Genomic DNA, 25,899 nt, shown 5'->3' with positions numbered 1-25,899 from the left:
CACTTGACCTCAACCCGGCTTCAGCTTGCAGGGTGGCCGGATGAGAGCAGCGGTGTTCGACCGGTACGGCCCGCCCGAGGTGTTGCGGGTGGCTGAGCTGCCCGATCCGGTGCCGGGTCCGGGCCAGGCGCGGGTCCGGGTACGCGCGGCCGGCGTCCAGCCCTTCGACGTCGCCGTGCGGGCGGGGTGGATGAGACGGGGGCCGGGGCACTTCCCGCATCAGGTCGGCCAGGAGTTCTCGGGGGTGGTCGACCTGCTCGGCGAGGGTGTCACCGGCCCCGTCCCGGGTACGGCGGTGCTGGGTTCCACGATGATGAACGGTCAGGCGACCCACGTGGTCGTGCCGGCCGCGGATCTCGTCGTGAAGCCGCCGCAGCTGTCGTTTCCCGCGGCGGCCGCGCTGGTGGCGGCCGGCCAGACCGCCTCCGGGGCGCTGACCCAGCTGGGCGTCACCGCGGGCGACGTACTGCTGGTGCACGCGGCGGCGGGCTCGGTGGGCACGCTGGCCGTGCAACTGGCCCGGCTCGCTGGTGCCACCGTGATCGGCACAGCCGGCCCCGCCAATCACGACTACCTACGGGAGCTGGGTGCCGTTCCGGTCGCGTACGGCGACGGCATGGTCGAGGCGGTCCGGGCGGTCGCACCCGGACCGGTGACTGTGGCCCTGGACGCGGCCGGGCGCGGGGCCGTCGCCGCGTCCGTGGCCCTCGGCGTGCCCCGGGACCGGATCGGCACGATCGCCGACGACAAGGGGGCCGCCGAGTTCGGCACCCCGGTGGTACGGGCGCCCCGCTCCCCCGTCCGGCTCGCCGAGGTGGTCGCGCTGGCCGGACGGGGGGTGCTGGCGATGCCGCTGCGGGCGTACCCGTTGACCCAGGTCGCCGCGGCGCACGCGGCCGTGCAGGCCGGGCACGGCCGCGGCAAGGTGGTCCTGATCGTCGAGCCGGATCAGTCCGGAGGGAGCTGATCAGGCCGGCGGCGCGCCGGCCGCGGCCTCCTCCTGGGCGCGGCGCTCGTCGCCGCTCAGCGTGTGCAGCGGCTTCTCCTTGATGAACAGGACGGCGAGCACGGCCAGTGCGGCGATCGGGGCACCGATCAGGAACAGGCCGGCCGTGGCCTCGCCGTAGACCTCGCGGACGACGGTCAGCACCTCCGGCGGCAGGGCGGCCAGGTCGGGCACCTTCGCCGTGCCACCGGTGGCGGGCGGGCCGAAGCGCTCAGCCAGCATCGTGGTCACCCGGGAGGCCAGCACCGCGCCCAGGGCGCTGACCCCGATCGCGCCGCCCATGCTGCGGAAGAACGTCAGTGCGGACGTGGTCGCCCCGAGCTCCTGGGCCGGTACGTCGTTCTGCGCCGCCAGCACCAGGTTCTGCATCAGCATGCCGACGCCGATCCCCAGCACCGCCATGGACAGCGCGAGCGTCGGCACGCTGGTGTGGGCGTCGATCGTGCTCAACAGCACCATGCCGGCGGTCATCACCACCGCCCCCGCGACCAGGTACGCCTTCCACCGGCCGTACTTCGTGATCAGCTGGCCGGCCAGGGTGGACGACACCAGCAGGCCGAAGATGAGCGGGAGGCTCATCAGGCCGGCGACCGTCGGGGTCTTGCCGAGCGAGATCTGGAAGTACTGCGACAGGAACACCGTGCCGCCGAACATGGCCAGGCCGACCAGCACGCTGGCCAGGATGGCCAGGGAGACCGTGCGGTTCCGGAAGATGCTCAACGGGATGATCGGCTCCCTGGCCCGCGATTCCACCCGGACGGCGAGAGCGAGCAGCAGGAGCCCGGCCGCGACGAACAGGACGGTCGGCCAGGATCCCCAGGCGAAGTGGTTGCCGGCCAGCGTCGACCAGATCAGCAGGTCACACACGCCCGCGGTGATCAGGGACGCGCCGAGCCAGTCGATCGAGACCGGTCGGCGCGGCGTCGGCGGCAGGTGCAGCGTCTTCTGCAGCAGCACGATCGCGGCCAGCGAGAACGGCACGCCGATCAGGAAGCACCAGCGCCAGCCCAGCCACGACGTGTCCACCAGCAGCCCGCCGATCAGCGGCCCGGCGATGGTCGCGACGCCGAACACCGCGCCGAACAGGCCCGAGTAGCGGCCCAGCTCGCGCGGCGGGATCATCGCGGCCATCACGATCATCGCGAGCGCGCCCATGCCGCCCGCGCCGATGCCCTGCACGACCCGGCTGACGATGAGGATGCCGACGTCGGGGGTGAGCCCGGCGATCAGCGAGCCCGCGACGAACAGGCCCAGGGAGAGCTGGATCAGCAGCTTCTTGCTGTAGAGGTCGGCCATCTTGCCCCACAGCGGCACGGTCGCCGTCATGGCCAGCAGCTCGGTGGTGACGATCCAGGTGTACACGGACTGGGAGCCGCCCAGGTCGGCGATGATCCGCGGCAGCGCGTTGGACACGATTGTGGAGGCCAGGATGGACACGAAGAGGCCGAGCATGAGGCCGGACAGCGCCTGGACGACCTCCCGGCGCGACATCCGGGTGGCGGGCGGGGTGGTGACTGAGGTCATCGAGCTCCCTCGGTGGTGGTGAGAATGACGAGTTGCTGGGTGGCGCGGGTCATCGCGACGTACCGGTCGACCGCGCCCTCGATGCCCGGGCCGAACGCCTGCGGGTCGATGAGGACGACCAGGTCGAACTCGAGGCCCTTGGACAGCTCCGGGGTCAGCGACCGGATCCGGGGCGTGGCCGGGACGGTGGCGCCCCCGGTGCTGATGACGCAGGCGATCCCCTCGGCGTGCGCGGCGAGCCAGGTGTCGAGGATGGACTGCAGTTCGGCCCCGGATCCGTGCCGTACGGGGACGCCGCTGCTGCGGATGGACGTCGGCACGTTGGCGTCCGGCAGCGCGGCCCGGATGACCGGCTCGGCCTCGGCCATGACCTCCTCCGGCGTCCGGTAGTTGATGGTCAGCGACGACATGGTGATCCGGTCGAGCCCGATCCGCTCGAGCCGTTCCGGCCAGGACTCCGTGAAGCCGTGCCGGGCCTGGGCCCGGTCCCCGACGATGGTGAAGCTGCGGGACGGGCAGCGCTGCAGCAGCATCTGCCACTCCGCGTCGGTCAGCTCCTGGGCCTCGTCCACGACGATGTGCGCGAACGGGCCGGCCAGCCGGTCGGGTTCGGCGGCGGGCACCGCGGTCTCGTCGACCAGCGCGTCCTGGAGGTCGAGCTGGCGCAGGCTGGACAGCACCCCTTCGCCGTCGTCGTAGGTGTGGGCGTGGATCAGCTCGTCGACGACCGCGGACATGCGCTCGCGTTCGACGGCGAGGGTGGCGTCGTGCCGGCGGTTGCGCCGGGACGCTTCCGGGTCGCCGAGCCGCCGCCGGGCCGCGTCCAGCAACGGCAGGTCGGCGACGGTCCAGGGCCGTCCGGCGTCCCGGCGCAGCGTGCGGACCTCGTCCGGGGTGAGCCACGGCGCGCACTTGCGCAGGTACGCGGGCACCGACCAAAGGTCCGCGACGAGGTCGGTCGCTTCGAGCACCGGCCAGGCGCGGTTGAAGGTGGCGAGCAGCTCCCGGTTCTGCCCGAGCGACCGCCGGACGAAGGTCTCCGGCTCGTCACCGTCGTACTTCTCCACCAGGATCGTGAGCAGCTCCTGGAAGATCTCGTCCCGGGCCTCGTTGTGCGGCGTACCGGGTCCGGGCGCCTCGAACGCCTCGGCCCAGTCGTCGGCGCTCAGCCGGATGTCGGCCTCCCCGGTGGAGACCGTCAGGGCGGTGGCCGGCGGCTCCTCGTAGAACCGGACGGCTGCCTCGATCGCCCGTACCAGGGGCGCCGACGACTTGAGCCGGGCCACCGCCGGGTCGGTCTCGGGTGCGGCCGCGGCTCCCTCGGTGACGAGATCGCGCAGGGTGCAGATCTGCACCTCCTCCTCGCCGAGGCTGGGCAGGACATCGCCGACGTAGGCCAGGTACGGCTGGTGCGGGCCGATGAACAGCACGCCGCCACGGCGGTGACCGAGGCGGGGATCGGCGTAGAGCAGGTAGGCGGTGCGGTGCAGGGCGACGACGGTCTTGCCCGTACCCGGGCCACCGTCGACGACCAGAGCGCCGCCGGACCCGGCGCGGATGATGGCGTCCTGGTCGGCCTGGATGGTGCCGAGCACGTCGCGCATCCGGGCCGACCGGTTGCCGCCCAGGCTGGCGATGAAGGCCGACTGGTCGTCCAGCGCGGCGTGCCCCTCGAAGCCGTCCGGGCTGAACACCTCGTCCCAGTAGTCGCTGATCCGGCCGCGGGTCCAGCGGTAGCGGCGGCGGCTGGCCAGCCCCATCGGGTTGGCGTGGGTCGCCCCGAAGAACGGCTCGGCCGCGGGCGACCGCCAGTCGAGCAGCAGCCGGCGGCCCGCGCTGTCGGTGAGGCCGAACCGCCCGACGTACACCGGCTCGGCGTCGTCGGCGCTGACCATGCGCCCCAGGCACAGGTCCAGCCCGAAGCGGCGCAGGGAACGGAGCCGCGCGGACAGGCGCCGTACCTCGGTGTCGCGGTCCACCGCCTGCCGGCCCTTGCCCGCGGGGGCCCGGCGCTCGGCCTCCAGCCGGTCGGACAGGTCGGCGATGGACTGCCGCAGGCTCTCCGCGATGGCCGCGAAGTGCCGCTCGTCGGCAGCGATCAGTTTTGGGTCGGCCTTCTGAGCCAGCCGGTCGGGAAGATCGAAGGCGCTGGTCGCCAAGGGATTCATTCACACCTCGATTGCGCAGATTCCGGGCTCGGCGGACGATTCTGCGCCAGGCACCGGGTCTTGCCACAAGCCCCGGGGTGCGATATACGTTAGAAGTGGCGGAGAGTGGTTTCTCCTCTCCTCAGCTCCCGGCAACCCAGTTCTTCAGGTCCGCGGGCAGTTCCGCCTTGCCGTAGAACCAGCCCTGGCCCAGGTCGCAGCCCTGCTCGCGCAGCCAGTCGCGCTGCACCTCGGTCTCCACACCCTCGGCGACCACGCGCAGGTTCATCGCCCGGGTCATGGCCAGCACCGCGCGCACGATGGGCTCGTTGGCGCCGTCCTCGCCCACCCGGCTGACGAACGAGCGGTCGATCTTGACGATGCCGACCGGCAGCCGGTTCAGGTAGCTCAGCGACGAGTAGCCGGTGCCGAAGTCGTCGATGCACAGCGTCACGCCGAGGCCGCGCAGCTGGTTCAGGGTGATCAGCGCGGTGTCGATGTCCTCCATCACGCCGGACTCGGTGATCTCCAGCCACAGCTGCTCCGGCGCGAGCCCGGTGTCGGCCAGCACGTCCCGCACCACCGTGACCAGGGCACCGTCGCGCAGCTGGCGAACCGAGACGTTGACCGAGACGTGCAACCGCCGGGCGTCCGGACCGCGTTCGGCCGTCCAGGCGGCGAGCTGGGCCGCGGACTCGCGCAGCAGCCAGGCGCCGCTCTGCACGATCAGGCCGGTCTCCTCGGCCACCGGGATGAAGTCCACCGGGGAGACCGCGCCGAGCGTCGGGTGCTGCCAGCGCATCAGCGCCTCGAAGCCGTCCAGCTCGCCGGTGGCCAGGTCCACGATCGGCTGGTAGTGCACGGAGAGCTCACCGCGCGGCAGGGCCCGGCGCAGCGCCTGCTCCAGGTTCATCCGGTCCCGGACCTCGTCGCGCAGGGACGTGTCGAACAGCGCGTACGCGTTGCGCCCGCTGCCCTTGGCCTTGTACATGGCGGTGTCGGCGTCGCGGATCAGCTCGAGGGCCTGCGCCCCGCCCAGCGACTTGGCCACCCCGATGGACGCGGAGATGACCACGTTGCCGACGGAGAGCTCGAACGGGCGGGCGAACTCGGCCAGCACCCGGTCGGCCAGCGACTCGGCCAGCGCGGAGTGCGACGGGCTGGCCGAGGCGATCACGAACTCGTCCCCGCCGATCCGGCAGACCAGGTCGGCCCCGCGGATCTGCGCGCTCAGCCGGCCCGCGACCGCGCAGAGCAGCTCGTCGCCGACCTGGTGACCCCAGTGGTCGTTGACCATCTTGAAGCGGTCCAGGTCGATGAAGAGCAGGCTGATCTCCTGCTCGGCGGCGGCGGCCCGGTCGCCCCACTCCGCGATCGTCTCGGCCAGCAGTTCGCGGTTGGGCAGGTCGGTGAGGGCGTCGTGGGTGGCGCGGCGGCGGGTGGCCCGTTCGGCGCGCGCCCGCGAGTTGTTGGAGCGCACCACGCGGGCGAACACGGCCAGGATGAGCAGCACGCAGAGGATCGAGCGGACCACGCCGTTGAGGGTGGAGCCGGCCGGCACGATGGTGGTGATGATCGTCGGCACGACCACCATCAGGGCGATCAGGCCGGTGCGGATCTTGCTGAGGTCGGTGACGACCACGTGTTGCGGCTCGGTCAGGGTGCGCATGGACGGGTGCAGACCGGCCGCGCCGACGAGCAGGAACGTCGCCATGAAGAGCACGTCGACGGCGTGCTGGGGCACGTCGGCCAGGGCGCCGTCGCGGAGCATGAAGAGGAAGTCACCGACGAACATGGTCGCCGAGGCCGACAGCAGCAGCCACAACGAGGGCTGACGGGCGCCGCCGGAGATCGCCAGCTGCGCGGCCAGCACCACCAGCACGACGTCGATGACCGGGAAGAACGAGTTGGCGATGCGCAGCGGGGTCAGGTCGGTCTGCGCCATCGACGGCACGATCAGGTACGTCCAGCACATGAACGCCGCGGCCAGCCCGACCAGCAGCGCGTCCACCCGGGCCGGGTCGTCGTCCGCGGCCCGCCGGCGGCGCAGCATGTCGGCGAAGGCGTAGCCCATCAGCAGGTAGCCCGGCAGCACGAAGGCGTCCGGGATGAGCGCCATCGAGGTCGGCGGGGAGTCCCCGGCGCCGGGCACGACGACCCGCAGCACGATGCCGGCGAAGAACATCCCGGCCGACCAGAGCAGCAGGCGCCAGGGCTTGCGGTGGGCGGGGACGGCGATCCGGCGGACCGCGTACGTGGTGGCCCACAGCCCGCCCACGATCGCGGTCAGCATCAGCGGCAGCTGCAACGACGCCGGCCCGGCCGCGAACAGGGTGATGGCGACGCCTGCCGCGGCGATGTATGACCAGGCCAGCACGGCGCTGCGCCGGGGCAGCACCGGGTACGCCGCGGTCGGCGCGTCCACGTCGCCGCCGGCTCGGACGGGCGCCAGCACAGAGGTCACGTCCTACCTTCGGCAGAACGGCGCGACGCATTAACGAACCCCGTGCCCGGCACCCGGAACAGAGTGACCGGTGTCACGGGAATCGGCAACCCCACACATGAGAGCCGCATACGTTTCATCCTGATCTGGCCTGGTCCGAAGCCTTTCGCGGGGGGAAACGCGTGGAGAACAAGACCCAGAGACGAGTCATGGCCGCCGTTGCCGGCACGGCGATGGCGATGAGCGGCGCGGTGACCGTACTGGCCGCCGGAGGTGGTGCGGCGGCCCGCCCGGAGGCGTTGACCGCGCCCGCCACCGAGCCCACTCTGCAGACGATCGACCTGACCCCGGTGACCGGATCCTCGGTGACCGGGCGCAGCGCGTCCGCCGCCGGTGCCCGGGCCGTCGCGCCGCGTACCACCGGGCGGTTCAGCATGGTCGGGGTCACCTGGAGCGACCCGCACCGCAAGCTCGACGGCGTCGTGGAGATCCGCACCCGGCGGGCCGCCGACGGCGCCTGGACCGGCTGGCAGCGGCTGGAGTCCGACGGCGCGTCGCCGGCCGAGCCGGGCTCGGGCGACGCGGAAGCGGCCCGGGGCAGCACCGACCCGCTCTGGGTCGGCGAGTCGAACGGGGTGCAGGCGCGGATCGCCGACGCCGGCCGGACCCGGCCGCTGCCCGCCGGACTGCGGATGGACCTGGTCAACCCGGGTGAGCCCGCGACCCCGGCGCCGCGGACGACGCCGGCCGCCTACGCACTGCCGGCGCCGGCCGGACGCGCCCGCGCCGACGTCACCGTGCCGCCGCGACCCGCCCCGGCAGTGGTCAGCCGGGCGCGGTGGGGAGCCAACGAGAAGATCGTGCAGGGCGCGCCCGAATACTCCACCGACGTGCAGGTGGTCTTCGTGCACCACACGGCGGGGACCAACAACTACAGCTGCGCCCAGTCCGCGGCGATCGTCCGCAGCATCCAGGCGTACCACGTCAAGAGCAACCACTGGGACGACATCGGCTACAACTTCCTGGTCGACAAGTGCGGGACCCTGTTCGAGGGCCGCGCCGGTGGTGTCACCCGGCCGGTGCTGGGCGCGCACACCCTCGGTTTCAACGCCCGCAGCAGTGCCATCGCGGTGCTCGGCAACTACTCCGGCACCGGCGTGCCGGCCCGGGTCAAGCGGGTGATCGCGCAGGTTGCCGCGTTCAAGATCGGGGCGTACGGCAACACGCCGACCGGCCGGGTCGCGATGACCTCCAGCGGCAGCGACCGCTACGCCAAGGGCAGCACGGCGATGCTGAACCGGGTCTCCGGGCACCGCGACACCGGCAAGACGGAGTGCCCCGGCAACACCCTGTACGCGCAGCTCGGCTCCATCCGCAGCATCGCCGGCGCCGCGCCCAGCGGCCTCGCGGTGACCAAGGTGAACGGCGCCACCAAGGTCGGCACCACCTACTACACCCGCGGCACGATCCGGCCGTTCTGGCAGGTCAGCACCGCGACCACCATGCTGTACCGGTTCGACCTGCTCGTCGACGACGTGGTCACCGCATCGGCGCCGCGCGGCGACCGGGAGCGCCTGCTCACGCTGCCCTCGGGCCGGCACACCCTGCGCGTCCGGGCGGTCGGCCTGAACGGCAAGACGTCGATCACCAGCGCGACCGTGGTGGTGGACCGGACGCTGCCCGAGTTCACCAGCGGACCCAGCGTGTCGTTGCGGACCGGGTCGCTCAACGGGATCGTGCCCGTGCGGGTGCGCTGGGGAGTCACGGACGCGGGCGGGCTCGGCAGCCTGGCCCTGACCGCCCCGACGCCGGTCAAGCTGGCCACGACCACGACGACCTGGGCCGGCAGCGTCAAGCCCGAGGCCGACACCTCGTACGGGCTGCGCGCCACCGACCGGGCCGGGAACGCGAGGTCGGTGGCCGTGCAGCGCACCGCGTCGGTCACCGCGGAGACGGCCGGCGAGCGGACCGGGACCTGGAGCACCGTGACCGGGACGGCGTACCTGGGCGGTCAGGCGCTGCGCAGCACGGCCGCGGCCTCCTCGCTGAGCTGGACCTTCACCGGCCGCTCGGCGGCACTGGCGGTGTCCCGCACGGCGGTGTCGGGCCGGGTCCAGGTCTTCGTCGACGACGCGCCGGCCGGGATCATCGACCTGCGCTCGCCCGAGACACTGCACCGGCGCGCGGTGTGGACGCGGGCCTGGCCCGACAGCACGCAGCACACGGTCCGGATCGTCGTCGAGGGCACCGCGGGCCGCCCCGGCGTGATCACCGACGGGCTGGTCTACCTGCGGTGACCGCCGCCCTGCGGGTCGGGCCGGTCGGCGAGCTGCTGATCGAGCACGACCCGCAGGGACCGCATGGCGAAGTAGAGCCGCGACTTGAGCGTCTCCACCGGTACGCCCCGGGCCGCCGCCGCGTCCTCCAGCGAGACACCCTGGTAGAAGAGCTCGATCAGCACGTCCCGGTGGGCCGCGGCGAGGTCGTCCATGGCCCGGACGATGGTCGTGCCGGCCCGCGGGGACGGCGGGGTGTCGAGCGGTTGCCGGTCGTCGTGGCCGGCCATCCGGGCACTGTCGCGCAGGATCGTCCGAGCGGTCAGCACCAGCCACGGGCGTACCGCCGAGGCCCGTTGCGGGTAGCGCGACGGGTCCTGGGCGGCGCGGTAGAGAGTCTCCTTGAGCAGGCTCTCGGCGGCCGCCTCGTCGCCGCCGGTCAGCCGCAGCACGTACGTCTCCAGCGCCTCCCGGTGCGGTTCGACCAGGGTGTCGAACGCCGAGCCGGCGCGCTGCTGCGCGGTGCGGGCGGCGGCGCTGCCGGGCGTCGGGACGAACAGGTCCGCGTGCAGCGGAGGATTACGAGGCCGGTCGGCCGCGTGGCGGCCCATGGGTGCCCCTCTCTGATGCGGTGAGCCTCCATGCTGGGCCGCCGGGCCGCCCGCGGACACGGGAGAAGTACCCACGATCAGGTATTCGGGTACGGGTCGGGTAGTTCCCCCGTGTCCGCGCGCCGGGCCGAGGGGAACTGTTGGTCGCTGGAGGACCGACATGTTGTGCGTGCACGTGCCGCCCTGTCCCGGGGCGACCCAGACCGACCACGAGGCCGCGCGGGTGGTCGCCACCCATCCTGAGCAGGGATGGAGCCTGCTCTGCAACGGTGTGGTGACCTTCGACGACAACGGCGAGCTGCTCCCCGACGGCCGCGTCACCGCGCCCCGGGGGTGCGCCGGGCTCGCCCTCGCGGCGCGACCCGAGGTGTCCGTGGGCATCCACGCGACGGCAACCGGAGGTCACACCCACTAACGTGCTCCTATGAGCACCGCCACGACCGCGCGTGGTTCCCCCGGCAACCTGCCCGCCGAGGTGACCAGTTTCGTCGGCCGGCGGCACGAGCTGACCGGGGTCCGGCGGATGCTGGCCACCAGCCGGCTGGTGACCCTGACGGGGGCCGGCGGCGTCGGCAAGACGCGGCTGGCCCAGCGCATCGGGCTGGACATGCGGCGGGCCTTCGCCGACGGCGTGTGGCTGGTCGAGCTGGCCGAGCTGCGCGATCCGGACCTGGTCGCCGTGACGGTGGCCGAGGCCCTCGGGGTACGCGAGGAGTCGGTCAGCCCGGGCGCGCCCGGACTGGTCACGTTCCTCGCCGACCAGCAGGCGCTGCTGATCCTGGACAACTGTGAGCACCTGGTCGGCGCCTGCGCGGATCTGGCCGAGACCCTGCTGCGCAGCTGCCCGGGGCTGCGCATCCTGGTGACCAGCCGGCAGGCGTTGCGGATCGCCGGCGAGGCCACGCTGACCGTGCACCCGCTCTCCGTGCCCGACGCGGACGAGGACTGCACCCCGGCCGACCTGTCCCGCTACGAGTCGGCCAGCCTGCTGGTGGAACGGGCGACCGCGGTGCTGCCCGGCTTCGCCGTCACGGACGCGAACTGCGCCACCATCAGCTCGCTGTGCCAGGCGCTGGAGGGCATGCCGCTGGCGATCGAGCTGGCCGTGGCCCGGCTGCGGGTACTGACGCTGGACGAGATCCTGGACCGCCTGACGGACAGATACCGGCTGCTCACCGCCGGTGCCCGCAACGCGCCGGCCCGTCAGCAGACGCTGCGCGCCCTGATCGACTGGAGCTGGGACCTCTGCTCCGAGCCGGAGCAGTTGCTCTGGTCGCGCCTGTCGGTCTTCTCCGGCGGCCTGGAGCTCGACGCCGCCGAATACGTCGGCGCGGACGAGAAGCTGCCGGCCGACGCCATCCTGGACGTGGTGGCGTCACTGGTGGAGAAGTCGATCATCGTGCGCACCGGGGACGGTCCGCGGGCCCGCTACAAGATGCTCGAGGTGATCCGCGAGTACGGCGTCGCCCGGCTCGCCGCCGCCGGTGAGCAGGCGGAGGTCGCGCGGCGGCACTGCGACTGGTTCGCCCGGCTGGCCGCGTACGGCGACACCCACTGGGTCAGCCCGGACCAGGCCGCGCTGATGCTGCGGTTGCGCCACGAGCAGGCCAACCTGCGCGTCGCCCTGGAGTACGCGGTCACCTCGGCCGCCCCGGAGACGGCCCTGCGCTTCGCGGCCGACCTGCAGAACCACTGGTTCGTCCGCGGTTTCCTCTCTGAGGGCCGGCACTGGCTGGACCGGGCGCTGGCCATGCCCGCGCCGCGGCACTGGACCCGGGTCAAGGCCCTGCGGGTGGCGGGCTGGATCGCCTGCGTGCAGAGCGACGCGTCACGCGCGGAGACCCTGCTGACCGACGCCCGGTCGCTGGCGATGACGCTGCCGCCGTCGCCGGAGCTGGCGTTCATTCCGCTGATCGAGGGCAACATCGCCATGTTCGGCGGCGACCACGCCAAGGCGCTGCCGCTGTTCGAGCAGGCCCTGACCCGGTTCCGGGAGCTGGGCTCGCTCAGCGGCGAGATGTGGACGCTGGCGGTGCTGGGACTGGCTCGTGGGCTGGCCGACGACGACCCGACCGACGGCTACCCGGACCTGCTGGCGTGCCGGGACCTGGCGGCGGCCAACGGTGAGGTGTGGTGGCGCTCGTTCGCGATGTGGGCGCTCAGTGTGCTGCGCTGGCTGGCCGGTGACCTGGCGGGCGCGGCCGAGGCGGCCAAGGAGAGCCTCGCCATCGGCAAGCTGGTCGAGGACGAGCAGTTCAGCGTGGGCCTGTCGCTGGAGAGCCTGGGCTGGGTGTGCGCCACCGAACGGCGCGACCAGCGCGCGGCCGAACTGCTGGGCGCGGCCGAGCGGGTGTGGCAGGCGATGCACGCGTCGCTCGCGTCGTTCCACGGTCTGCAGGACCACCACGACGAGGCGGTCGCCACGGTCCGGGCGCGGCTCGGCGACCGGGCGTTCGACGCGGCTTTCCGGCGCGGGAGCGAGCTGAGCACAGCCGAGGCACTGACGATGGCACTGGAACGCTCGGCTCCTCCCAATGTCCCGGCGCCGCGTACGGCAGCGGCCGAGCCGGCTCCCACCCCGGACGCCCGGCTGGCCGAGCTGGGCCTGACCCGGCGCGAACGCGAGGTGATCACGCTGATCGCGCAGGGGCTGACCAACCGGGAGATCGCGGCGCGGCTGGTGGTGGCCCAGCGCACGGCGGAGGGCCACGTGGAGAACATCCTGAGCAAGCTCGGCTTCACGTCCCGCGCGCAGGTGGCGGGCTGGCTGGCGGCGCAACGCGCTACCTGACAGAAGGTGTCAGCTACTTGGGGCAGGATCGGTGCGTCGGCGACGATCAGCGCCGCCCGTACCCGAAAGGCTCCCGCCATGCCCGGTTTCGCCTCCCTCGCCATGATCAATCTTGACGCCGCGGATCCTCCCGCCCTGGCGACGTTCTACTCGCGAGTGCTGGGCTGGGACATCCTGCACAGCGAGGCGGAGTACGCCATGATCGGCGACGGCTCCACCAGCATCGGCTTCGGCCGGCTGCCCGGCTACTCGGCGCCCGGCTGGCCCCAGGAGACCGCCCCGAAGCGCTTCCACCTGGACTTCTACGTCGACGACCTGGACAAGGCGGAGGAGCAGGCGCTGGCCCTGGGCGCCACCAAGCCGGACGAGCAGCCGACCCCGGACCGGTGGCGCGTGCTGCTCGACCCGGGCGGCCACCCGTTCGACATCTGCCTGCGTTCCTGAGCGGCGGGCACGGCCGGCGGCTCGCGGCCTGAGATCATCAGGCGATGCTCGCCGACCTCATCACCGCCCTGACGCCGTACGACGACCTCGCCGCCGCGCACCGGGCCGACGCGCTGGCCTGGCTGGCCGGCACGGACGACGTGTACCGCCGGGTCAAGCCCGCGACGCCGCCGAAGCACCTGGTGTCCTACGTGGTGCCGACCGACCCGGCCACCGGCGACGTGCTGCTGGTGGACCACCGCAACGCGATGCTGTGGCTGCCGCCGGGCGGCCACGTGGAACCGGGCGAGCATCCGGCGCTGACGGCCGCTCGCGAACTGGAGGAAGAGCTCGGCTGCACCGGCGTGGCGGCCGAGCCGGTCTTCCTGACCGTGACGGAGACCGTCGGCGTGGACGCCGGGCACACGGATGTGAGCCTGTGGTTCCCAGCCGTGGTGGGCCGGGACGAGCCGCTGCGGGTGGACGAGCGCGAGTTCGCCGGGGTGCGGTGGTGGTCCCGGGCGGAGCTGGCGGCGGCTGATCCGGCTCGCTTCGAGCCGCATCTCGGCCGCTACCTCGCCGCCCGGGACCGGTCGTGACGTCCCTCAGGCGAAGTACACCGCGCTGTCGGCACCGGTCCAGCCCGCACCGATCTCCACCGGGCTCCCCCACCGGACGGTCAGATCACTGTTGATGCCGTTGTTGTAGTAGCCGTACAGCTTGCCGTCGTCCTTGCGGACCACCTCGGAATAACCGTCACCCGAGATGTCGGCGAAATACACCGCGCTGTCGGCGCCGGTCCAGCCCGCACCGATCTGCACGGGACTGCCCCACCGGACGGTCAGATCACTGTTGATGCCGTTGTTGTAGTACGCGAACAGCTTCCCGTCCTCCTTACGGATCACCTCGGAGTAACCGTCACCCGAGATGTCGGCGAAATACACCGCACTGTCAGCGACCGCCCAGCCGACGCCGATCTGCACGGGACTGCCCCACCGGACGGTCAGATCACCATTGATGCCGTTGTTGTAGTACGCGAACAGCTTCCCGTCCTCCTTACGGATCACCTCGGAGTAACCATCACCCGAGATATCCGCGAAATACACCCCGCTGTCGGCGCCGGTCCAGCCCGCACCGATCTGCACGGGACTGCCCCACCGGACAGTCAGATCACTGTTGATGCCGTTGTTGTAGTACGCGAACAGCTTCCCGTCCTCCTTACGGATCACCTCGGAGTAGCCATCACCCGAGATATCCGCGAAATACACCCCGCTGTCGGCGCCGGTCCAGCCCGCACCGATCTGCACGGCGCTGCCCCACCGGACAGTCAGATCACCATTGACGCCGTTGTTGTAACGCGCCCGCAGCACCCCACTGTCCTTGCTGATCAGCTCGGCGTGCCGGTCGCCGGAGAGCGAGTCGCCGCGCGGCCGCCACAGGGCCGCGGCGATGCGCGCGCCGTCCGCCGCTTCCGGCTGGTACCGCGCCGGATAGGCGGAGACCTGAACGCGCTGACAGACGTCGCCGACGACCGCGTTCTGCCAGCTGCCGTTCGGATAGAGCGACAGCATCTTGCCGAGGAACGCGTTCGTCGCCCAGGTCGGGTCGAGCCGCTGGGCACGGGTGCCCCAGGAGGCCCGCTGCTGGAACAGGCCGAGGCTGTCGTGGTCGACCTCCTGCGAGATGTTCTCGATGGCCGACTCGGGGATCGTCGTGGTGACCGCGATGGTGGCAGCGTGCACGGGCAGGTTCCGGGCCCGTACGGCGGCCACGATCATCCGGGCACATGACACTTTGTACGGTGTCAGCCGATTTCGTAGCTGTCCGGTCAGTTGAGGGCTGAGCTGGGCCGCCAGGGCGGTGTCGCTGCTGGACACACCGGCGGGGTCGCACGCCACGGTCGCGTACGCCTGGGCCGGTGCGGCGCCGGCCACGACGGCGCCGGTGCCGGCCAGCAGGGCCACGGCGCAGGTCAGCAGGCTACGGGTGAACATTTTCATGAGAGGCTCCCGGTGGGATCGAAGGGTGCGGACGGGGCCGATCTCCCACCGGCCCCGTCCGGTGCGGAGAAGGCTCAGGCGACGTAGACGGCGGTGTCAGGCATGGTCCAGCCGTCGCCCACGACGATCGGGCTGCTCCAGGTGACCTTCAGGTCGGAGGTGATGCCGTTGTTGTAGCGGGCGATCAGCTCGCCGTTCTGCTTGGTGAAGCGGTCGGCGCGTCCGTCGCCGTTCAGGTCGGCGAAGTAGACGGCGGTGTCCGCCACGGTCAGCCCCGACTCGACCTCGACGGGGTCGCCCCACCTGACGGTCATGTCACTGTTGATGCCGTTGTTGTAGCGGACGACCAGCGCGCCGTTCTCCTTGCGGATCGCCTCGGCGTAGCCGTCGCCCGAGATGTCGGCGAACTGCACGGCGTTGTCGGCGGCCGGCCATCCGGTGCCGATGCGGACGGCACTGCCCCAGATCACCGCGCCGGTGCCGTGCACGCCGTTGTTGTAGTAGGCGAAGATCTCCCCGTTGGCGTCCTTACGGATCGCCTCGGCGTAGCCGTCACCGGTGAGGTCGGCGAAGTACACCGCGTCGTCGGGCATGGTCCAGCCGATGCCGATCTGCTTGGCCGTGCTCCAGCGCACGCCCAGCGAACTGGTGATGCCGTGGTTGTAGTAGGCGAACAGGCCGCCGTTCGGGTCCTTGCGGATGGCGTCGGTCTGGCCGTTGCCGTCCAGGTCGGCGAAGTAGAGCGCGTTGTCGGACCCGGTCCAGCCGTTGCCGATCTTGGTGGCGGCACCCCAGTTGACCGCGCCGGTCCCGCTGACCCCGTTGTTGTAGTACGCGTACAGGTCACCCGCGGTGTCCTTGCGGATCAGTTCCGCGTGCCCGTCGGCGGACAGCGATTCGCGATTGGTGGCGGCCAGTCCGGTCCGCCGGATCGGGGTGTACGACGTCAGGTCGGCCGCGCTGTCGAAACCGAGGTTGCGGAAGTTGCTGTTCGCCCACGGGTTCTGCACCGTCTCGCCGTCGGTGTTGAAGGAGTACACGTACGCGCCCTGGCTGTGGTCGCCGATGTTCTTCCAGTGTGAGAAGAGCTCCATGTGGCCGTTGCGCACGATGGCGTCGCCCGGCGCGAGCAGGTCCCGACTGGCGAGTCGGGTCCAGTATGGAGACGAGCCCTGGAAGTCGCCGGTGACGTAGCTCTGCCCCAGGTGCCAGGCCATCGACACCAGGCCGGAGCAGTCCCGTCGGTAGGTCTTGTCGGCCCAGGGATCGCGGAACCAGGTGCCGGTCTGGGTGTAGGTGATGCCGGCATCGACCCAGGACTGAGCGCGGGCGAGCACCTCGGAACGGCCGATCGGCCCGTTGACCACGGACGCGTGCGCGGCCTGCGGGGCTGTCACGACAGCTGAGCCGGCGCCCAGGCCGGCACCGGCGGCGGCCATGGCGAGCACGGTCGCTGTGGTGGCGGCGAAACGGCGGAGCCGGGCGGTTGGCAGGGAGGTGGACGCGGTGGGCTGGGACATGACTGGATACCTCTCTCGGTCGAGCGACAGTCGAATGTGGAAGGCAATTGACACCGGCGGCTACTGGCGACGGTGCCGGGGCGCGCTTAAGGTGGCGTGAGGCAGCAAGCAACCGTGTGAGGAGCCAGTCGGCGGCCTCACTCACATACGGGGTGTGCAGTGCTCGTCTCTGGGTGCGTCCTCTTTCCCGGCTTCCGGCCGGACGTCTGGGCTGCCAGGACCATCGCGCAGCGGACGGGAACGAACCTTGACCGATCCTTGACCGAGCCTGATCCCACGCCGGCATGATCGAGTTCCGGCTGCTGGGCGAGGTCCAGCTGTGGGTGTCCGGCCACCCGGTTGCGCTGGGACCGCTCAAGCAGCGGACGGTCCTGGCCGCGCTGCTGGTGGACGCGGGCAGTTCGGTGCCGACCGACACGCTCATCGACCGGGTCTGGGACGATGCCCCGCCGGCGGAGGCGCGCAACGTCCTCTACACCTACATGGCCCGGCTGCGGAGGGTGCTGCTGGCGGCGTCCGCCGACGCGCCGGCGCTGCTGCGCAAGCCGGGCGGCTACCTGCTCGACGTCGACCCCGCGCTGATCGACCTGCACCTGCTGCGCCGCCTCACCGCGCAGGCCCGCGAGCACCCGGAAGGCGATCCGGTCCGGTTGGCGGCGCTCCGGCGTGCCGTCGACCTGTGGCACGGTGAGCCGCTGGCCGGGCTGGGCGGCGAATGGGTCGCCCGGATCCGCGAGGGGGTCCGTCAGCAGATCCACGGGCTGCTCACCGACTGGGCCGAGGCCGAGATCAGCGCCGGCCGGTACGCCGTGGTGGTCGACCGGCTGTCGCCCGTCGTCGACAGTCATCCCCTGGCCGAGCCGCTCATCCTGCACCTGATGCGGGCGTTGCATCTCGACGGCCGCCGCACCGGCGCCCTGGAGCGGTACGCCCGCACGCGTCACCATCTGGCCGACGAGCTGGGCATCGACCCCTCGCCGGAGCTCCAGGAGCTGCACCAGCGGATCCTGCGGGGCACCGCGCAACGGCCGGTCCCGCCGCCCGCACCCGCACCGGCCGAGGCCCCGGCGCCGGCCGCACCCGAGGTCGGCCCGCCGCCCGGCGCCGCCACCGCGGGCTCCGACGAGGGTGTGCCCGGCCGGCAGCTCCCGGTCGGCCTCGACGACTTCACCGGTTGCGAGCCGGAGATCGCCCAGGTGGTCACCACGCTGGGCCGCCCGGCAGGTGCCGACAACCGCCAGGTCGTGGTGGTCACCGGCCCCGGCGGCATCGGCAAGACGTCCTTCACCGTCCACCTGGCCAACCTGCTGGCCCCGGCGTACCCGGACGGTCAGATCCTGGTCGGTTCGCAGGGCCGGGAAGACAACAGCAGCGAGCTCGTCGACCGGGTCCTGCGGGCCCTGGGCGTGCAGGACGCCCACCGGCTGGCCACGATCGAGGACAAGGTGGCCCGCTATCGAGCCACCATCCGCGACCGGCGCGTGCTGATCATCATCGACAACGCCGCCGGTGCCGCGGAGATCAGGCCCCTGGTGCCCGGCGCACCCGGCACAGCCCTCGTGGTGTCCAGCCGGGCCCGGCTCACCACGATCCCGCGCACCGAGCACGTCGAGCTGCGGCTGTTCTCCCGGGACGAGTCACTGACGTTGCTGCGCCGCATCATCGGACCGGAACGGGTCGCCCGCGAGCAGGAGGCCGCCGCCGCCCTGGTCACGATGTGCGCGGGACTGCCGCTGGCGCTGCGCATCGTGGCGGCCCGGCTGGCGGCCCGGCCGCACTGGCGGATCACCCGGCTGCTCGACCGGATGCGCGACGAGGAGCGCCGGCTCGACGAGATGGCGGTCGACGGCCTCGCGGTACGGATCAGCGTCGGGGTGAGCTACGAGGGGCTGCCGCCCGCCGTGCGCCGGGCGTTCCGGCTGCTGGGCTTCCTCGGCTGCGCCACGTTCGCGGAATGGATGGCGGCGGCCCTGTTCGGCGAATCGGTCGGCGACGCCGGGGATCTGCTGGAGCATTTGTTCGACGCCCGGCTCGTGGAGATCGACGACAGCCCGGCCGACTCGGTCGTGCGCTATCGCATGCACGAGCTGGTGCGCCTGTACGCCCGCGAACGCGCCCTCGAGGAGGACAGCGAAGCCGAGCTCACCGAGGCCGTACGACGGACGGTCGCGGCCGCCACCGAGATCGTCGACCGGCTGGGCGAGTCGCTGCCGTACGCGGTGGCCCGGTCCTACCAGGGCATCAGCCCGGTGGCCGGCGTGCACCCGACGGTCCTGCAGACCGACTGCAGCGGCCCCGACTGGCTGGCCACCGAGGCCGACGCGCTGGTGGCCACCGTGGTGCGGGCCGCCGGGGCGGGCCTCGTCGAAGAGGCCTGCGTGCTCGCCGACGCCCTCGTCTATTCGTCGTTCGCGCTCAACAACGACTTCAGCCGGTGGAACCGCGCGCATGCCGCCGCGCACGCCGCCGCCCGGGCGAGCGGCAACCGCGTCGCCGAGGCGGTGATGGCCTGCGGGGTGGGCCTGCTGAGGTACAAGGAGGACCGCTTCACCGACGCGGAGCGCCACTTCACAGCGGCCATCGAGCTCTTCGGCGACGTCGGCCACGAGCACGGCCGGGCCGCCGCTGTCAGTGGTCTGGGCACTGTGCTGCGGGAGGTGGGCCGGCACCAGGAGGCGGTGCCGATGCTCGAACGCGCCCTGCCGGTCCTGGAACGCGTCGGTGACCGCGCCGGCGCCGCCCACGCCGCCTACGGCCTCGGGCACGCCCACCGCGAGCTCGGCCACGACGACCAGGCGATGCGATACCTGGAACGGGCGCGCAACCTGTACCGCTCGGCCGGGCACTGGCGCGGCGAGGCGATCGCCGTCCGTGGCATCGGGCTGGTCCACCGGGCCCGCGGCGACCTGGACGCCGCGGAGGTGTGGTTCGTCCAGGCGCACGACATGGTGCTGCGCCGCGGTGACCGGCTGCTGGCCTGTTACACGACGCAGAGCCTGGCCAAGCTGTGGATCCGGCAGGGCCGGCCCGAGCAGGCCGCCGAGCCGCTCGCCCGCAGCCTGCAGCTCTGCGTCGACGCGCAGGACCGCTTCGGTGCCGCGCTGCTGCGCCGCACGCTCGGCGAGATGCATCTGGCCGCCGGACGGCCGGACGACGCGCTGCGCGACCTCTTCCTGGCCTTCGCGGTGTGGACCGAGCTGGGACACGAGCTCGGCCGGGCCCGTACCCTGCGCGACATCGGCGCGGCACACGTTCTGGGTGGTGACTGCGGGTCGGCCCACCAGGCGTGGCAATCGGCTTTCACCACCTTCAGCCGGCTCGGTCTGCGCGAGGCCGGCGATTTGAACTGGTGGATCCGCAGGTGGGGCTGTTACTGCGACCACGTCTGGCTCACCGGGGACGATGTCGAGCGCACCCTGCCCTCGCGTCCGTGACAGGCCTGCAAGAAACGTTCCAGGTTCCTGTAGGTGCCGGTTCGTAGCGTGACCGCGCCGCACCGCACCCGAACGGAGACCTCGATGAGACTTGCGAAGCTGTCCCTGGTCACGACGACGCTCTGCCTCACCGCTGCCGCGGCGGCTTGTTCGAGCGACGCCGCCACCCCGGCCGGCGCCCCGGCACCGATGTCCACCACTGCGGCGCCGGCAGCATCAGCCGCGGCGCCGGCGACCTCGGCGGCGGCCGAGCCCGTGCAGACAGCCCCGGCCAAGAAGGCACCACTGAAGAAGGCGCCGGCGAAGAAGGCGGCGACCGGTGCCCGCCCGCTCGATCCGGGGCCCCCGCCGACCGATCCGGCGTGCGCGCCGGCGGCCATCCTGCCGACGGCCCAGCGGCTGGTGGACGACCCGGCCGCCGGACTGAAGGTGCAGGCCGTGCAGGTCCCGGTCTGCCGCAACGGGTACGCCCGGGTGTTCACCGTCCCGGCCCGTACACCCCGGCGGTTCGAGGGTGACCAGCTCTTCCTCCGGCTGGTGGACGGCGCCTGGACGCTGGTGGGCCGGGGCGCGAGCATCGACTGCGGCGACGCGGGCCTGCGGCCGGCCATCGCCCGGGCCTGCGCGGCGCTGGCCTGAGCAGCCCGGCTTCTCAGCCACTTCTCAGTGGGGGCCCGCGAGCATGGCGGGCGTGAGGTCAGTTGGCCGACCAGATGGCGGCGTTCAGGGCGGTCGCGAAGGTGACCCAGGCCCAGTACGGCACCAGCAGCCACGCCGCGGCCCGGGAGATCGGCCGGAACAGGAAGATCGTCGCGCCGATCAGCAGCCACATCGCCACGATGTCGACCAGGGCCAGGCCGTACCGGCCGAAGCCGAAGAAGATCGGTGTCCACAGTGCGTTGAGCACGAGCTGCACGGCGTAGACGGTGAGGGCGCGGTTCCACCCCGTACGGCGCCAGACCAGCCAGCCGGCGACGGCGATCATCGCGTACAGGATCGTCCACACCGGGCCGAACAGCCAGGACGGCGGCGCCCACGACGGCTGGTCGAGGTTCTGGTACTCGGCGGCCGTGCCGGCGACGCCGAGGCCACCGATCAGTGCGGCGGCCGCCACCGCGGCGGCGAACGGGAGCAGACCCCACCAGGAGGGCCGGTGTACAGCGGGCGCAGTGGTCATGGACGGGAGATACCCGTAGTCGACGCTCCGCTAACTCGGTGCAACCGCGTAGTCCTTGAGGCTGATCCGCTCGGCCTTGCCGAACTGCCGGGTCATGAGCGCCCGCAGCGGCGGCCGGGTCATCATCCGCATCGACCCGGCCCGCACCGCGATCATCGCCGCCGAGTTCGGGGCGAACGCCCGCACGCCGCCCGGTGGCAGCCGGATGCCCGCCGCCACGTAGTGCCTGAGCTCCCGCTGGTACGCCGCGAACGCCGCGGCCGGATCACCGGGATTCCCGGCCAGTTCACCGGCGAGGACGTACGCGCCGACCAACGCGAGGCTGGTGCCCTGCCCGGCCAGTGGCGATCCGCAGTACCCGGCGTCGCCGAGCAGCACGACCCGCCCGCGCGCCCACCGTTCGACCCGTACCTGACTGATCGCGTCCAGGTAGCAGTCGTCGGCGTCACGCAACGCGGCGAGCAGTGCGGGCACCCGCCAGCCGACGCCGGTCATGCGTTCGGCCAGCACTTCCCGGGAGACGGGCAGGGGCGGCGACGTGAAGGTCAGCGAGGCCATCGCGGTGCCGGGACGGGCCGGGCGCAGACCGGCGACCCGTCCGCCCGGGGCGTTGTGCAGGAGGAACCAGTGGTCCAGATCGCCGGGATCGGGCACGGTGAAATAGCTCGTGTACGCACCGAGGTGCCGGACGAATTCCCGCTCCGGGCCGAAGGCCAGCCGGCGTACGGCCGAACGGACGCCGTCCGCTCCCACCACCACGTCGAAGCGTTCGGTGCGGCCGGAGGCGAACCGCACATCGACCCCGCGCTCGTCCTGGGCCAGCGCGACCAGGTGGTCACCGAACCGGTGCTCCACCTCGGGCCCGGCGTGGTCGCGCAGGACAGCGGCCAGGTCACCACGCAGGATCTCGAGCTCGGCGACGATGCCCTCGCCACCGAAGAGGTCCGCGCCGAGTTCGGCGAGCCGCCGGCCGGAGCTGTCGACCAGGGCCACGCCCCGTTCATCGACGCACCGCGCGCGAATCGTGGCCAGCAGCCCCATCCGCTCGACGACGCCGCGCGCGGCCCCGCGGATGTCGACGGTCTGGCCGCCGGGCCGGGGCGCGACCGCGCGTTCCACGATGGTGGCACCGATACCGTGCCGGCCGAGCCAGTGGGCCAGGGCCGGTCCGGCGATCCCGCCGCCCGAGATGAGTACCCGCATGCTTCTCCCCCGCTCTATGCGTACTGTGTACGCGCAGCTTGCTCAGCCCAGCGGAAACAAGCAAACTGCCCTAGTACGGTCGGTGCTGCCGACGCCGGTGTACTAGGACTGGGGAGGCGCGGTGACGGATGCCGTGCCGCCGTATCGCCGGATCGCGGAGGAACTGCGCCGCCGGATCATCGCCGGCGAGGTGGCGCCGGGCGACCGGCTACCGTCGACGCGGCGGCTGGCCGCCGACTTCGGGGTGGCGATCGCCACCGCGACGAAGGCACTCGCGGTCCTGAGACAGCAGGGCTTCACGGTCGTCCGGCCCGGCGTGGGGACGGTGGTGGCACCACAGGCGACGGTCGCACTGAGCCGCGCGGCGGACGGCGAGCTGAGCCGGGAGCGGATCGTGCGGGTGGCGACGGCGGTGGCCGACGGGCACGGCCTGGGCGAGCTGTCGATGCGTCGGGTCGCGGCCGAGCTGGGGGTGGCGACGATGTCGCTGTACCGGCACGTGCCGGGCAAGGACGACCTGATCCTGCTGATGATCGACGCGGCCCTGGGCGAGGAGCGGCTGCCGGCCGTCCGGCCGGCCGGGTGGCGGGCCGGGCTGATCGTCTCCACCACGCTGCTGTGGCGGCTGTTCCGCCGGCATCCGTGGCTGGCCCCGGCGATGTCGCTGACCCGGCCGCAACCGGCACCGAACGGGCTGCGGCTGGTCGAATGGGTGCTGGAAACGCTGGCCCCGACCCGGCTCGACCGGCGGCAACGCCTGTACGTGCACATCCTGCTGTTCAGCTTCGCCCGCGGTATCGCAACGGCGCTGGAACCGGAGGCGGAGGCCGTGCGCGAGACCGGCGTGGGCAGCGACGAGTGGATGGCCTCACTGGCATCGCCGCCCGCGCTGAGCACGGACGCCCTGCCGCACTTCGCCGAGCTGGTCCAGAGCGACGACTTCGACCTGGATCTCGACCTGCTCTTCCGCTTCGGCCTCGCGCGGCTGCTCGACGGTCTCGACGGGTGGCTGAACCGGCCGGCCTAACCGCTGAGCAGGCCCTTGATCATGCGCTGGGCGATCGCGTCGAAGCTGGGTTCGGCGGCGGGCGCGTTCTCGGCCAGCACCCGGGCCAGTTCCGGATACGCGCCGGTGGCCACCGCCGCCTGCAGCTGTTCGACGTGCGCCGCGATCCGTTCCGGGTCGGTGCGGCCGGCCTGCGCCTGGGCCAGCTCGTGGCTCACGTAGCTGGCGACGAAGCCGGTCAGCAGCGCGAGGATCTCCATCTTCGTGCCGCCGGGCAGCCCGGTCGGGGCCAGGGCGGCCAGCGCGCGTTCCAGGTAGCCGAGCATGTTGGGGCCGGTGAGCTGCCGGTTGGGCAGGGCGGTGGGCAGCCAGGGGTGGCGCAGCATCAGCTGCCGCTGCCAGCGGACCAGGTCGAGCAGGTCCGTGCCCGCGCGCTCCGGATCGAAGGCGCTGATCTGGTCGACCATCTGGTCGACCAGGTCGTCCTTGTCCCGCACGTACGTGTACAGCGACATCACCCCGGCATCGAGCTCGGCCGCCAGCCGCCGCATGGTCAGCGCGTCCAGCCCTTCGGCGTCGGCGACGGCGATCGCGGCCGCGACGACCTGCGTACGCGAGTGCTTGGGCGGGCGGCCTCGTGGCACGGGATCCTCCGGGGTGCTATTTTCAGTACAACGTACGGGAAAGGGGTCCGGTTATGGAACGACTGCCATTTTTCCTTCGCTTGCTGAGCCGCCGCGCACGGGAGGCCGTGCCGTACGAGGTGCGGTGGGAGCCCGGGATCGAAGTGCCCGCCGCCGACGGCAGCCCGCTGATCACCGACCACTACGCCCCGGTCACCGACGAGGAATGCCCGGTCCTGCTGATCCGCAGCTCCTACGGCCGCGGCTTCCCGTGGAACTCGCTGTTCGGCGCCGCCTTCGCCGCCCAGGGCTACCGCGTCATCCTGCAGAGCACCCGGGGCACCGGCGGCTCCGGCGGCGACTTCCACATCTGGCGCAACGAGGCTGCCGACGGCCAGGCCGCGGTCGACTGGCTGCGCAAGCAGGAGTGGTTCCCGGGCGCCTTCGCCACGCTCGGGCCGAGCCAGTTCAGCTACGCGCAGTGGGCCCTCGGCCTGGACCCCCCACCGGAGTGGCGGGCGGCGGTGATGCAGGTCCCCGTGCACGACTTCTACGACGCCATGTACCCGGACCAGCACTGCGCCTTCCGGCTGGAGCTGGGCCTGGTCGCCGGCGTGACGTTCTTCCATCAGGGGGCGGGCACGGGCCGATACCTCCGCGCCCTGCTGCGACTGGCGCGGCATCTGCGGCATGCCGTGCGAGGGGTGCCACTCCTCGACTCCTACCGCCGGGCACTCGGGGGTCGGCGGCCCGAGTTCGAGGAGTGGATCACCCACCCGTACCAGGATGACCTGTTCTGGGCCGGCGCCGACGCCGGGCCGGCGGCGGACCGGATGACCGTGCCGGTGAGCCTGGTCTCCGGCTGGCACGACCTGGCCCTGGACCAGACGCTGCGGCAGTATGCCCGCCTGCGCCGGGCCGGCCGGGAGCCGACCCTCATGATCGGCCCCTGGACCCACACCTCGCTGTTCGAGGTGGGCCGGCCCGAGGTCTTCGCCGACGCCCTGGAGCATCTGCGGGTGCACCTGCGCGGCGAGGGCGACCGCGGAACCCGGATCCGGGTGCACGTCAACGACGCCTGGCGCGAGCTGAACTCCTGGCCGCCGCCGAGCACACCGATCCGCTTCCACCTGCGACCGGACGGCGAACTGGGCGAGCTCGACACCGGCCGCACCACCTTCGACTACGACCCGGCCGACCCGACGCCGTCGTTCGCCGGCCAGTTGCAGTCCCGCACGGCCGGGGCCCGGGACAACAAGACCCTGGAGGCGCGGTCCGACGTCCGGACCTTCACCACCGCGCCGCTGACCTCGGCCCTGGAGATCATCGGTACGCCCACCGCCGAGCTGTACGCGAGCGGCAGCACCGGCCACTTCGACCTGTTCGTCCGCCTGTGCGACGTGCACCCCGACGGCCGCTCGGTGAACGTGTGCGACGGCTTCACCCGGCTGACCCCGGACCACGCGGACGCCGATCTCGTGCGGGTGCCCCTGGGCGCGGCCGGTCACCGCTTCGAGCCCGGTCACCGGATCCGCCTGCAGGTCAGCGGGGGCGCCCATCCCCGCTTCGCCCGCAACTACGGCACCGGCGAGCCGCTGGCCACGGCGACCGAGCTGGTCGCCACCCGGACGACCCTGCACCACGATCCGGATCGTCCGTCCGCGGTGATCCTGCCCCAGCACCGGGTGGTACTTGGCGCCGCCTAATACCGGCGC

19 protein-coding genes are annotated in these 25,899 nt (G+C 72.3%); 10 read left to right on the top strand and 9 right to left on the bottom strand.

Translation table 11 applies throughout. The features are described 5' to 3' along the window. Positions 1 to 40: 40 nt before the first annotated feature. Positions 41 to 967, top strand: coding sequence for an NADP-dependent oxidoreductase (locus AB0C12_RS29050; RefSeq protein ID WP_360553011.1), 927 nt, complete (start codon positions 41 to 43; stop codon positions 965 to 967). On the opposite strand, the gene AB0C12_RS29045 is transcribed toward AB0C12_RS29050, so the two are convergent. The 3 genes from AB0C12_RS29045 to AB0C12_RS29035 all read right to left on the bottom strand — a co-directional run bounded on the left by AB0C12_RS29045 (position 968) and on the right by AB0C12_RS29035 (position 7,141). Beyond that, entirely contained in the window at positions 968 to 2,530 is a 1,563-nt protein-coding gene (locus AB0C12_RS29045; RefSeq protein ID WP_360553010.1) for an MDR family MFS transporter, read from the bottom strand. Further along, the gene (gene helR, locus AB0C12_RS29040; RefSeq protein WP_360553009.1) at positions 2,527 to 4,698 is read right to left on the bottom strand and encodes an RNA polymerase recycling motor ATPase HelR; all 2,172 of its coding nucleotides are present in this window, start codon (positions 4,696 to 4,698) and stop codon (positions 2,527 to 2,529) included. Before helR ends, AB0C12_RS29045 begins: the two co-directional genes overlap by 4 nt. Positions 4,699 to 4,819: 121 nt before the next feature. Next, complete coding sequence (locus tag AB0C12_RS29035) at positions 4,820 to 7,141, bottom strand: EAL domain-containing protein (RefSeq protein WP_360553008.1); 2,322 nt, start codon at positions 7,139 to 7,141, stop codon at positions 4,820 to 4,822. Positions 7,142 to 7,329: 188 nt separating this feature from the next. Here AB0C12_RS29035 and AB0C12_RS29030 point away from each other — a divergent pair, with 188 nt between their 5' ends. Continuing rightward, positions 7,330 to 9,417: a peptidoglycan recognition protein gene (locus AB0C12_RS29030; protein ID WP_360553007.1), complete on the top strand. Its 2,088-nt coding sequence runs from the start codon at positions 7,330 to 7,332 to the stop codon at positions 9,415 to 9,417. Here the strand turns inward: AB0C12_RS29030 and AB0C12_RS29025 are convergent. Then, entirely contained in the window at positions 9,405 to 10,007 is a 603-nt protein-coding gene (locus AB0C12_RS29025; RefSeq protein ID WP_360553006.1) for a sigma factor-like helix-turn-helix DNA-binding protein, read from the bottom strand. The two genes, AB0C12_RS29030 and AB0C12_RS29025, sit on opposite strands and share 13 nt — an antisense overlap. 160 nt (positions 10,008 to 10,167) lie before the next feature. Between AB0C12_RS29025 and AB0C12_RS29020 the strand changes: the two genes are divergently transcribed. The 4 genes from AB0C12_RS29020 to AB0C12_RS29005 all read left to right on the top strand — a co-directional run bounded on the left by AB0C12_RS29020 (position 10,168) and on the right by AB0C12_RS29005 (position 13,820). Beyond that, positions 10,168 to 10,422 (top strand): DUF5999 family protein, encoded by a 255-nt coding sequence (locus tag AB0C12_RS29020; protein ID WP_360553005.1) that lies wholly within the window; start codon positions 10,168 to 10,170, stop codon positions 10,420 to 10,422. 9 nt (positions 10,423 to 10,431) lie between these two features. Then, a complete protein-coding gene (locus tag AB0C12_RS29015) occupies positions 10,432 to 12,798 on the top strand; it encodes a LuxR C-terminal-related transcriptional regulator (RefSeq protein ID WP_360553004.1) in 2,367 nt (788 codons plus the stop codon). Between the two features lie 78 nt (positions 12,799 to 12,876). Next, positions 12,877 to 13,242: a VOC family protein gene (locus tag AB0C12_RS29010; RefSeq protein WP_360553003.1), complete on the top strand. Its 366-nt coding sequence runs from the start codon at positions 12,877 to 12,879 to the stop codon at positions 13,240 to 13,242. A gap of 44 nt (positions 13,243 to 13,286) precedes the next feature. Beyond that, a complete protein-coding gene (locus AB0C12_RS29005) occupies positions 13,287 to 13,820 on the top strand; it encodes an NUDIX hydrolase (RefSeq protein ID WP_360553002.1) in 534 nt (177 codons plus the stop codon). 6 nt (positions 13,821 to 13,826) lie between these two features. On the opposite strand, the gene AB0C12_RS29000 is transcribed toward AB0C12_RS29005, so the two are convergent. Next, entirely contained in the window at positions 13,827 to 15,221 is a 1,395-nt protein-coding gene (locus AB0C12_RS29000) for a VCBS repeat-containing protein (protein WP_360553001.1), read from the bottom strand. Between the two features lie 74 nt (positions 15,222 to 15,295). After that, the gene (locus AB0C12_RS28995) at positions 15,296 to 16,741 is read right to left on the bottom strand and encodes a hypothetical protein (protein ID WP_360553000.1); all 1,446 of its coding nucleotides are present in this window, start codon (positions 16,739 to 16,741) and stop codon (positions 15,296 to 15,298) included. A 284-nt stretch (positions 16,742 to 17,025) separates the two neighbouring features. On the opposite strand from AB0C12_RS28995, the gene AB0C12_RS28990 reads away from it, so the two are divergent. Continuing rightward, positions 17,026 to 20,175: a BTAD domain-containing putative transcriptional regulator gene (locus AB0C12_RS28990; protein ID WP_360552999.1), complete on the top strand. Its 3,150-nt coding sequence runs from the start codon at positions 17,026 to 17,028 to the stop codon at positions 20,173 to 20,175. Between the two features lie 84 nt (positions 20,176 to 20,259). Continuing rightward, positions 20,260 to 20,814: a hypothetical protein gene (locus AB0C12_RS28985; RefSeq protein ID WP_360552998.1), complete on the top strand. Its 555-nt coding sequence runs from the start codon at positions 20,260 to 20,262 to the stop codon at positions 20,812 to 20,814. Positions 20,815 to 20,872: 58 nt separating this feature from the next. On the opposite strand, the gene AB0C12_RS28980 is transcribed toward AB0C12_RS28985, so the two are convergent. Then, positions 20,873 to 21,352 (bottom strand): TspO/MBR family protein, encoded by a 480-nt coding sequence (locus AB0C12_RS28980; RefSeq protein ID WP_360552997.1) that lies wholly within the window; start codon positions 21,350 to 21,352, stop codon positions 20,873 to 20,875. A 30-nt stretch (positions 21,353 to 21,382) separates the two neighbouring features. Further along, positions 21,383 to 22,555 carry an FAD-dependent monooxygenase gene (locus tag AB0C12_RS28975; RefSeq protein WP_360552996.1) on the bottom strand — a complete coding sequence of 391 codons (1,173 nt, stop codon included), beginning with the start codon at positions 22,553 to 22,555 and terminating at the stop codon, positions 21,383 to 21,385. 121 nt (positions 22,556 to 22,676) lie between these two features. Between AB0C12_RS28975 and AB0C12_RS28970 the strand changes: the two genes are divergently transcribed. Then, positions 22,677 to 23,582, top strand: coding sequence for a GntR family transcriptional regulator (locus AB0C12_RS28970; RefSeq protein ID WP_360552995.1), 906 nt, complete (start codon positions 22,677 to 22,679; stop codon positions 23,580 to 23,582). Here the strand turns inward: AB0C12_RS28970 and AB0C12_RS28965 are convergent. Beyond that, the gene (locus tag AB0C12_RS28965; RefSeq protein ID WP_360552994.1) at positions 23,579 to 24,205 is read right to left on the bottom strand and encodes a TetR/AcrR family transcriptional regulator C-terminal domain-containing protein; all 627 of its coding nucleotides are present in this window, start codon (positions 24,203 to 24,205) and stop codon (positions 23,579 to 23,581) included. The two genes, AB0C12_RS28970 and AB0C12_RS28965, sit on opposite strands and share 4 nt — an antisense overlap. An 80-nt stretch (positions 24,206 to 24,285) precedes the next feature. On the opposite strand from AB0C12_RS28965, the gene AB0C12_RS28960 reads away from it, so the two are divergent. Continuing rightward, positions 24,286 to 25,890: a CocE/NonD family hydrolase gene (locus tag AB0C12_RS28960; protein ID WP_360552993.1), complete on the top strand. Its 1,605-nt coding sequence runs from the start codon at positions 24,286 to 24,288 to the stop codon at positions 25,888 to 25,890. Positions 25,891 to 25,899: the final 9 nt, after the last annotated feature.

Origin of the sequence: Actinoplanes sp. NPDC048967 (genome assembly GCF_040649415.1) — a bacterium.
Taxonomy (GTDB): domain Bacteria; phylum Actinomycetota; class Actinomycetes; order Mycobacteriales; family Micromonosporaceae; genus Actinoplanes.
The sequence above is the reverse complement of the archived record's forward strand: the minus strand, read 5'-3'. Positions and strand labels throughout refer to the sequence as shown.

Excerpts from the sequence above, each read along its gene's own strand:
- AB0C12_RS28990 (WP_360552999.1), top strand. The coding sequence starts at position 17,026 with ATGATCGAGTTCCGGCTGCTGGGCGAGGTCCAGCTGTGGGTGTCCGGC.
- AB0C12_RS29025 (WP_360553006.1), bottom strand. The coding sequence starts at position 10,007 with ATGGGCCGCCACGCGGCCGACCGGCCTCGTAATCCTCCGCTGCACGCG.
- AB0C12_RS29020 (WP_360553005.1), top strand. The coding sequence starts at position 10,168 with ATGTTGTGCGTGCACGTGCCGCCCTGTCCCGGGGCGACCCAGACCGAC.
- AB0C12_RS29050 (WP_360553011.1), top strand. The coding sequence starts at position 41 with ATGAGAGCAGCGGTGTTCGACCGGTACGGCCCGCCCGAGGTGTTGCGG.
- AB0C12_RS28975 (WP_360552996.1), bottom strand. The coding sequence starts at position 22,555 with ATGCGGGTACTCATCTCGGGCGGCGGGATCGCCGGACCGGCCCTGGCC.
- AB0C12_RS29005 (WP_360553002.1), top strand. The coding sequence starts at position 13,287 with ATGCTCGCCGACCTCATCACCGCCCTGACGCCGTACGACGACCTCGCC.
- AB0C12_RS29000 (WP_360553001.1), bottom strand. The coding sequence starts at position 15,221 with ATGAAAATGTTCACCCGTAGCCTGCTGACCTGCGCCGTGGCCCTGCTG.
- AB0C12_RS28985 (WP_360552998.1), top strand. The coding sequence starts at position 20,260 with ATGAGACTTGCGAAGCTGTCCCTGGTCACGACGACGCTCTGCCTCACC.
- AB0C12_RS29015 (WP_360553004.1), top strand. The coding sequence starts at position 10,432 with ATGAGCACCGCCACGACCGCGCGTGGTTCCCCCGGCAACCTGCCCGCC.
- AB0C12_RS29030 (WP_360553007.1), top strand. The coding sequence starts at position 7,330 with ATGGCCGCCGTTGCCGGCACGGCGATGGCGATGAGCGGCGCGGTGACC.
- AB0C12_RS29045 (WP_360553010.1), bottom strand. The coding sequence starts at position 2,530 with ATGACCTCAGTCACCACCCCGCCCGCCACCCGGATGTCGCGCCGGGAG.
- helR (WP_360553009.1), bottom strand. The coding sequence starts at position 4,698 with ATGAATCCCTTGGCGACCAGCGCCTTCGATCTTCCCGACCGGCTGGCT.
- AB0C12_RS29010 (WP_360553003.1), top strand. The coding sequence starts at position 12,877 with ATGCCCGGTTTCGCCTCCCTCGCCATGATCAATCTTGACGCCGCGGAT.
- AB0C12_RS28995 (WP_360553000.1), bottom strand. The coding sequence starts at position 16,741 with ATGTCCCAGCCCACCGCGTCCACCTCCCTGCCAACCGCCCGGCTCCGC.
- AB0C12_RS28980 (WP_360552997.1), bottom strand. The coding sequence starts at position 21,352 with ATGACCACTGCGCCCGCTGTACACCGGCCCTCCTGGTGGGGTCTGCTC.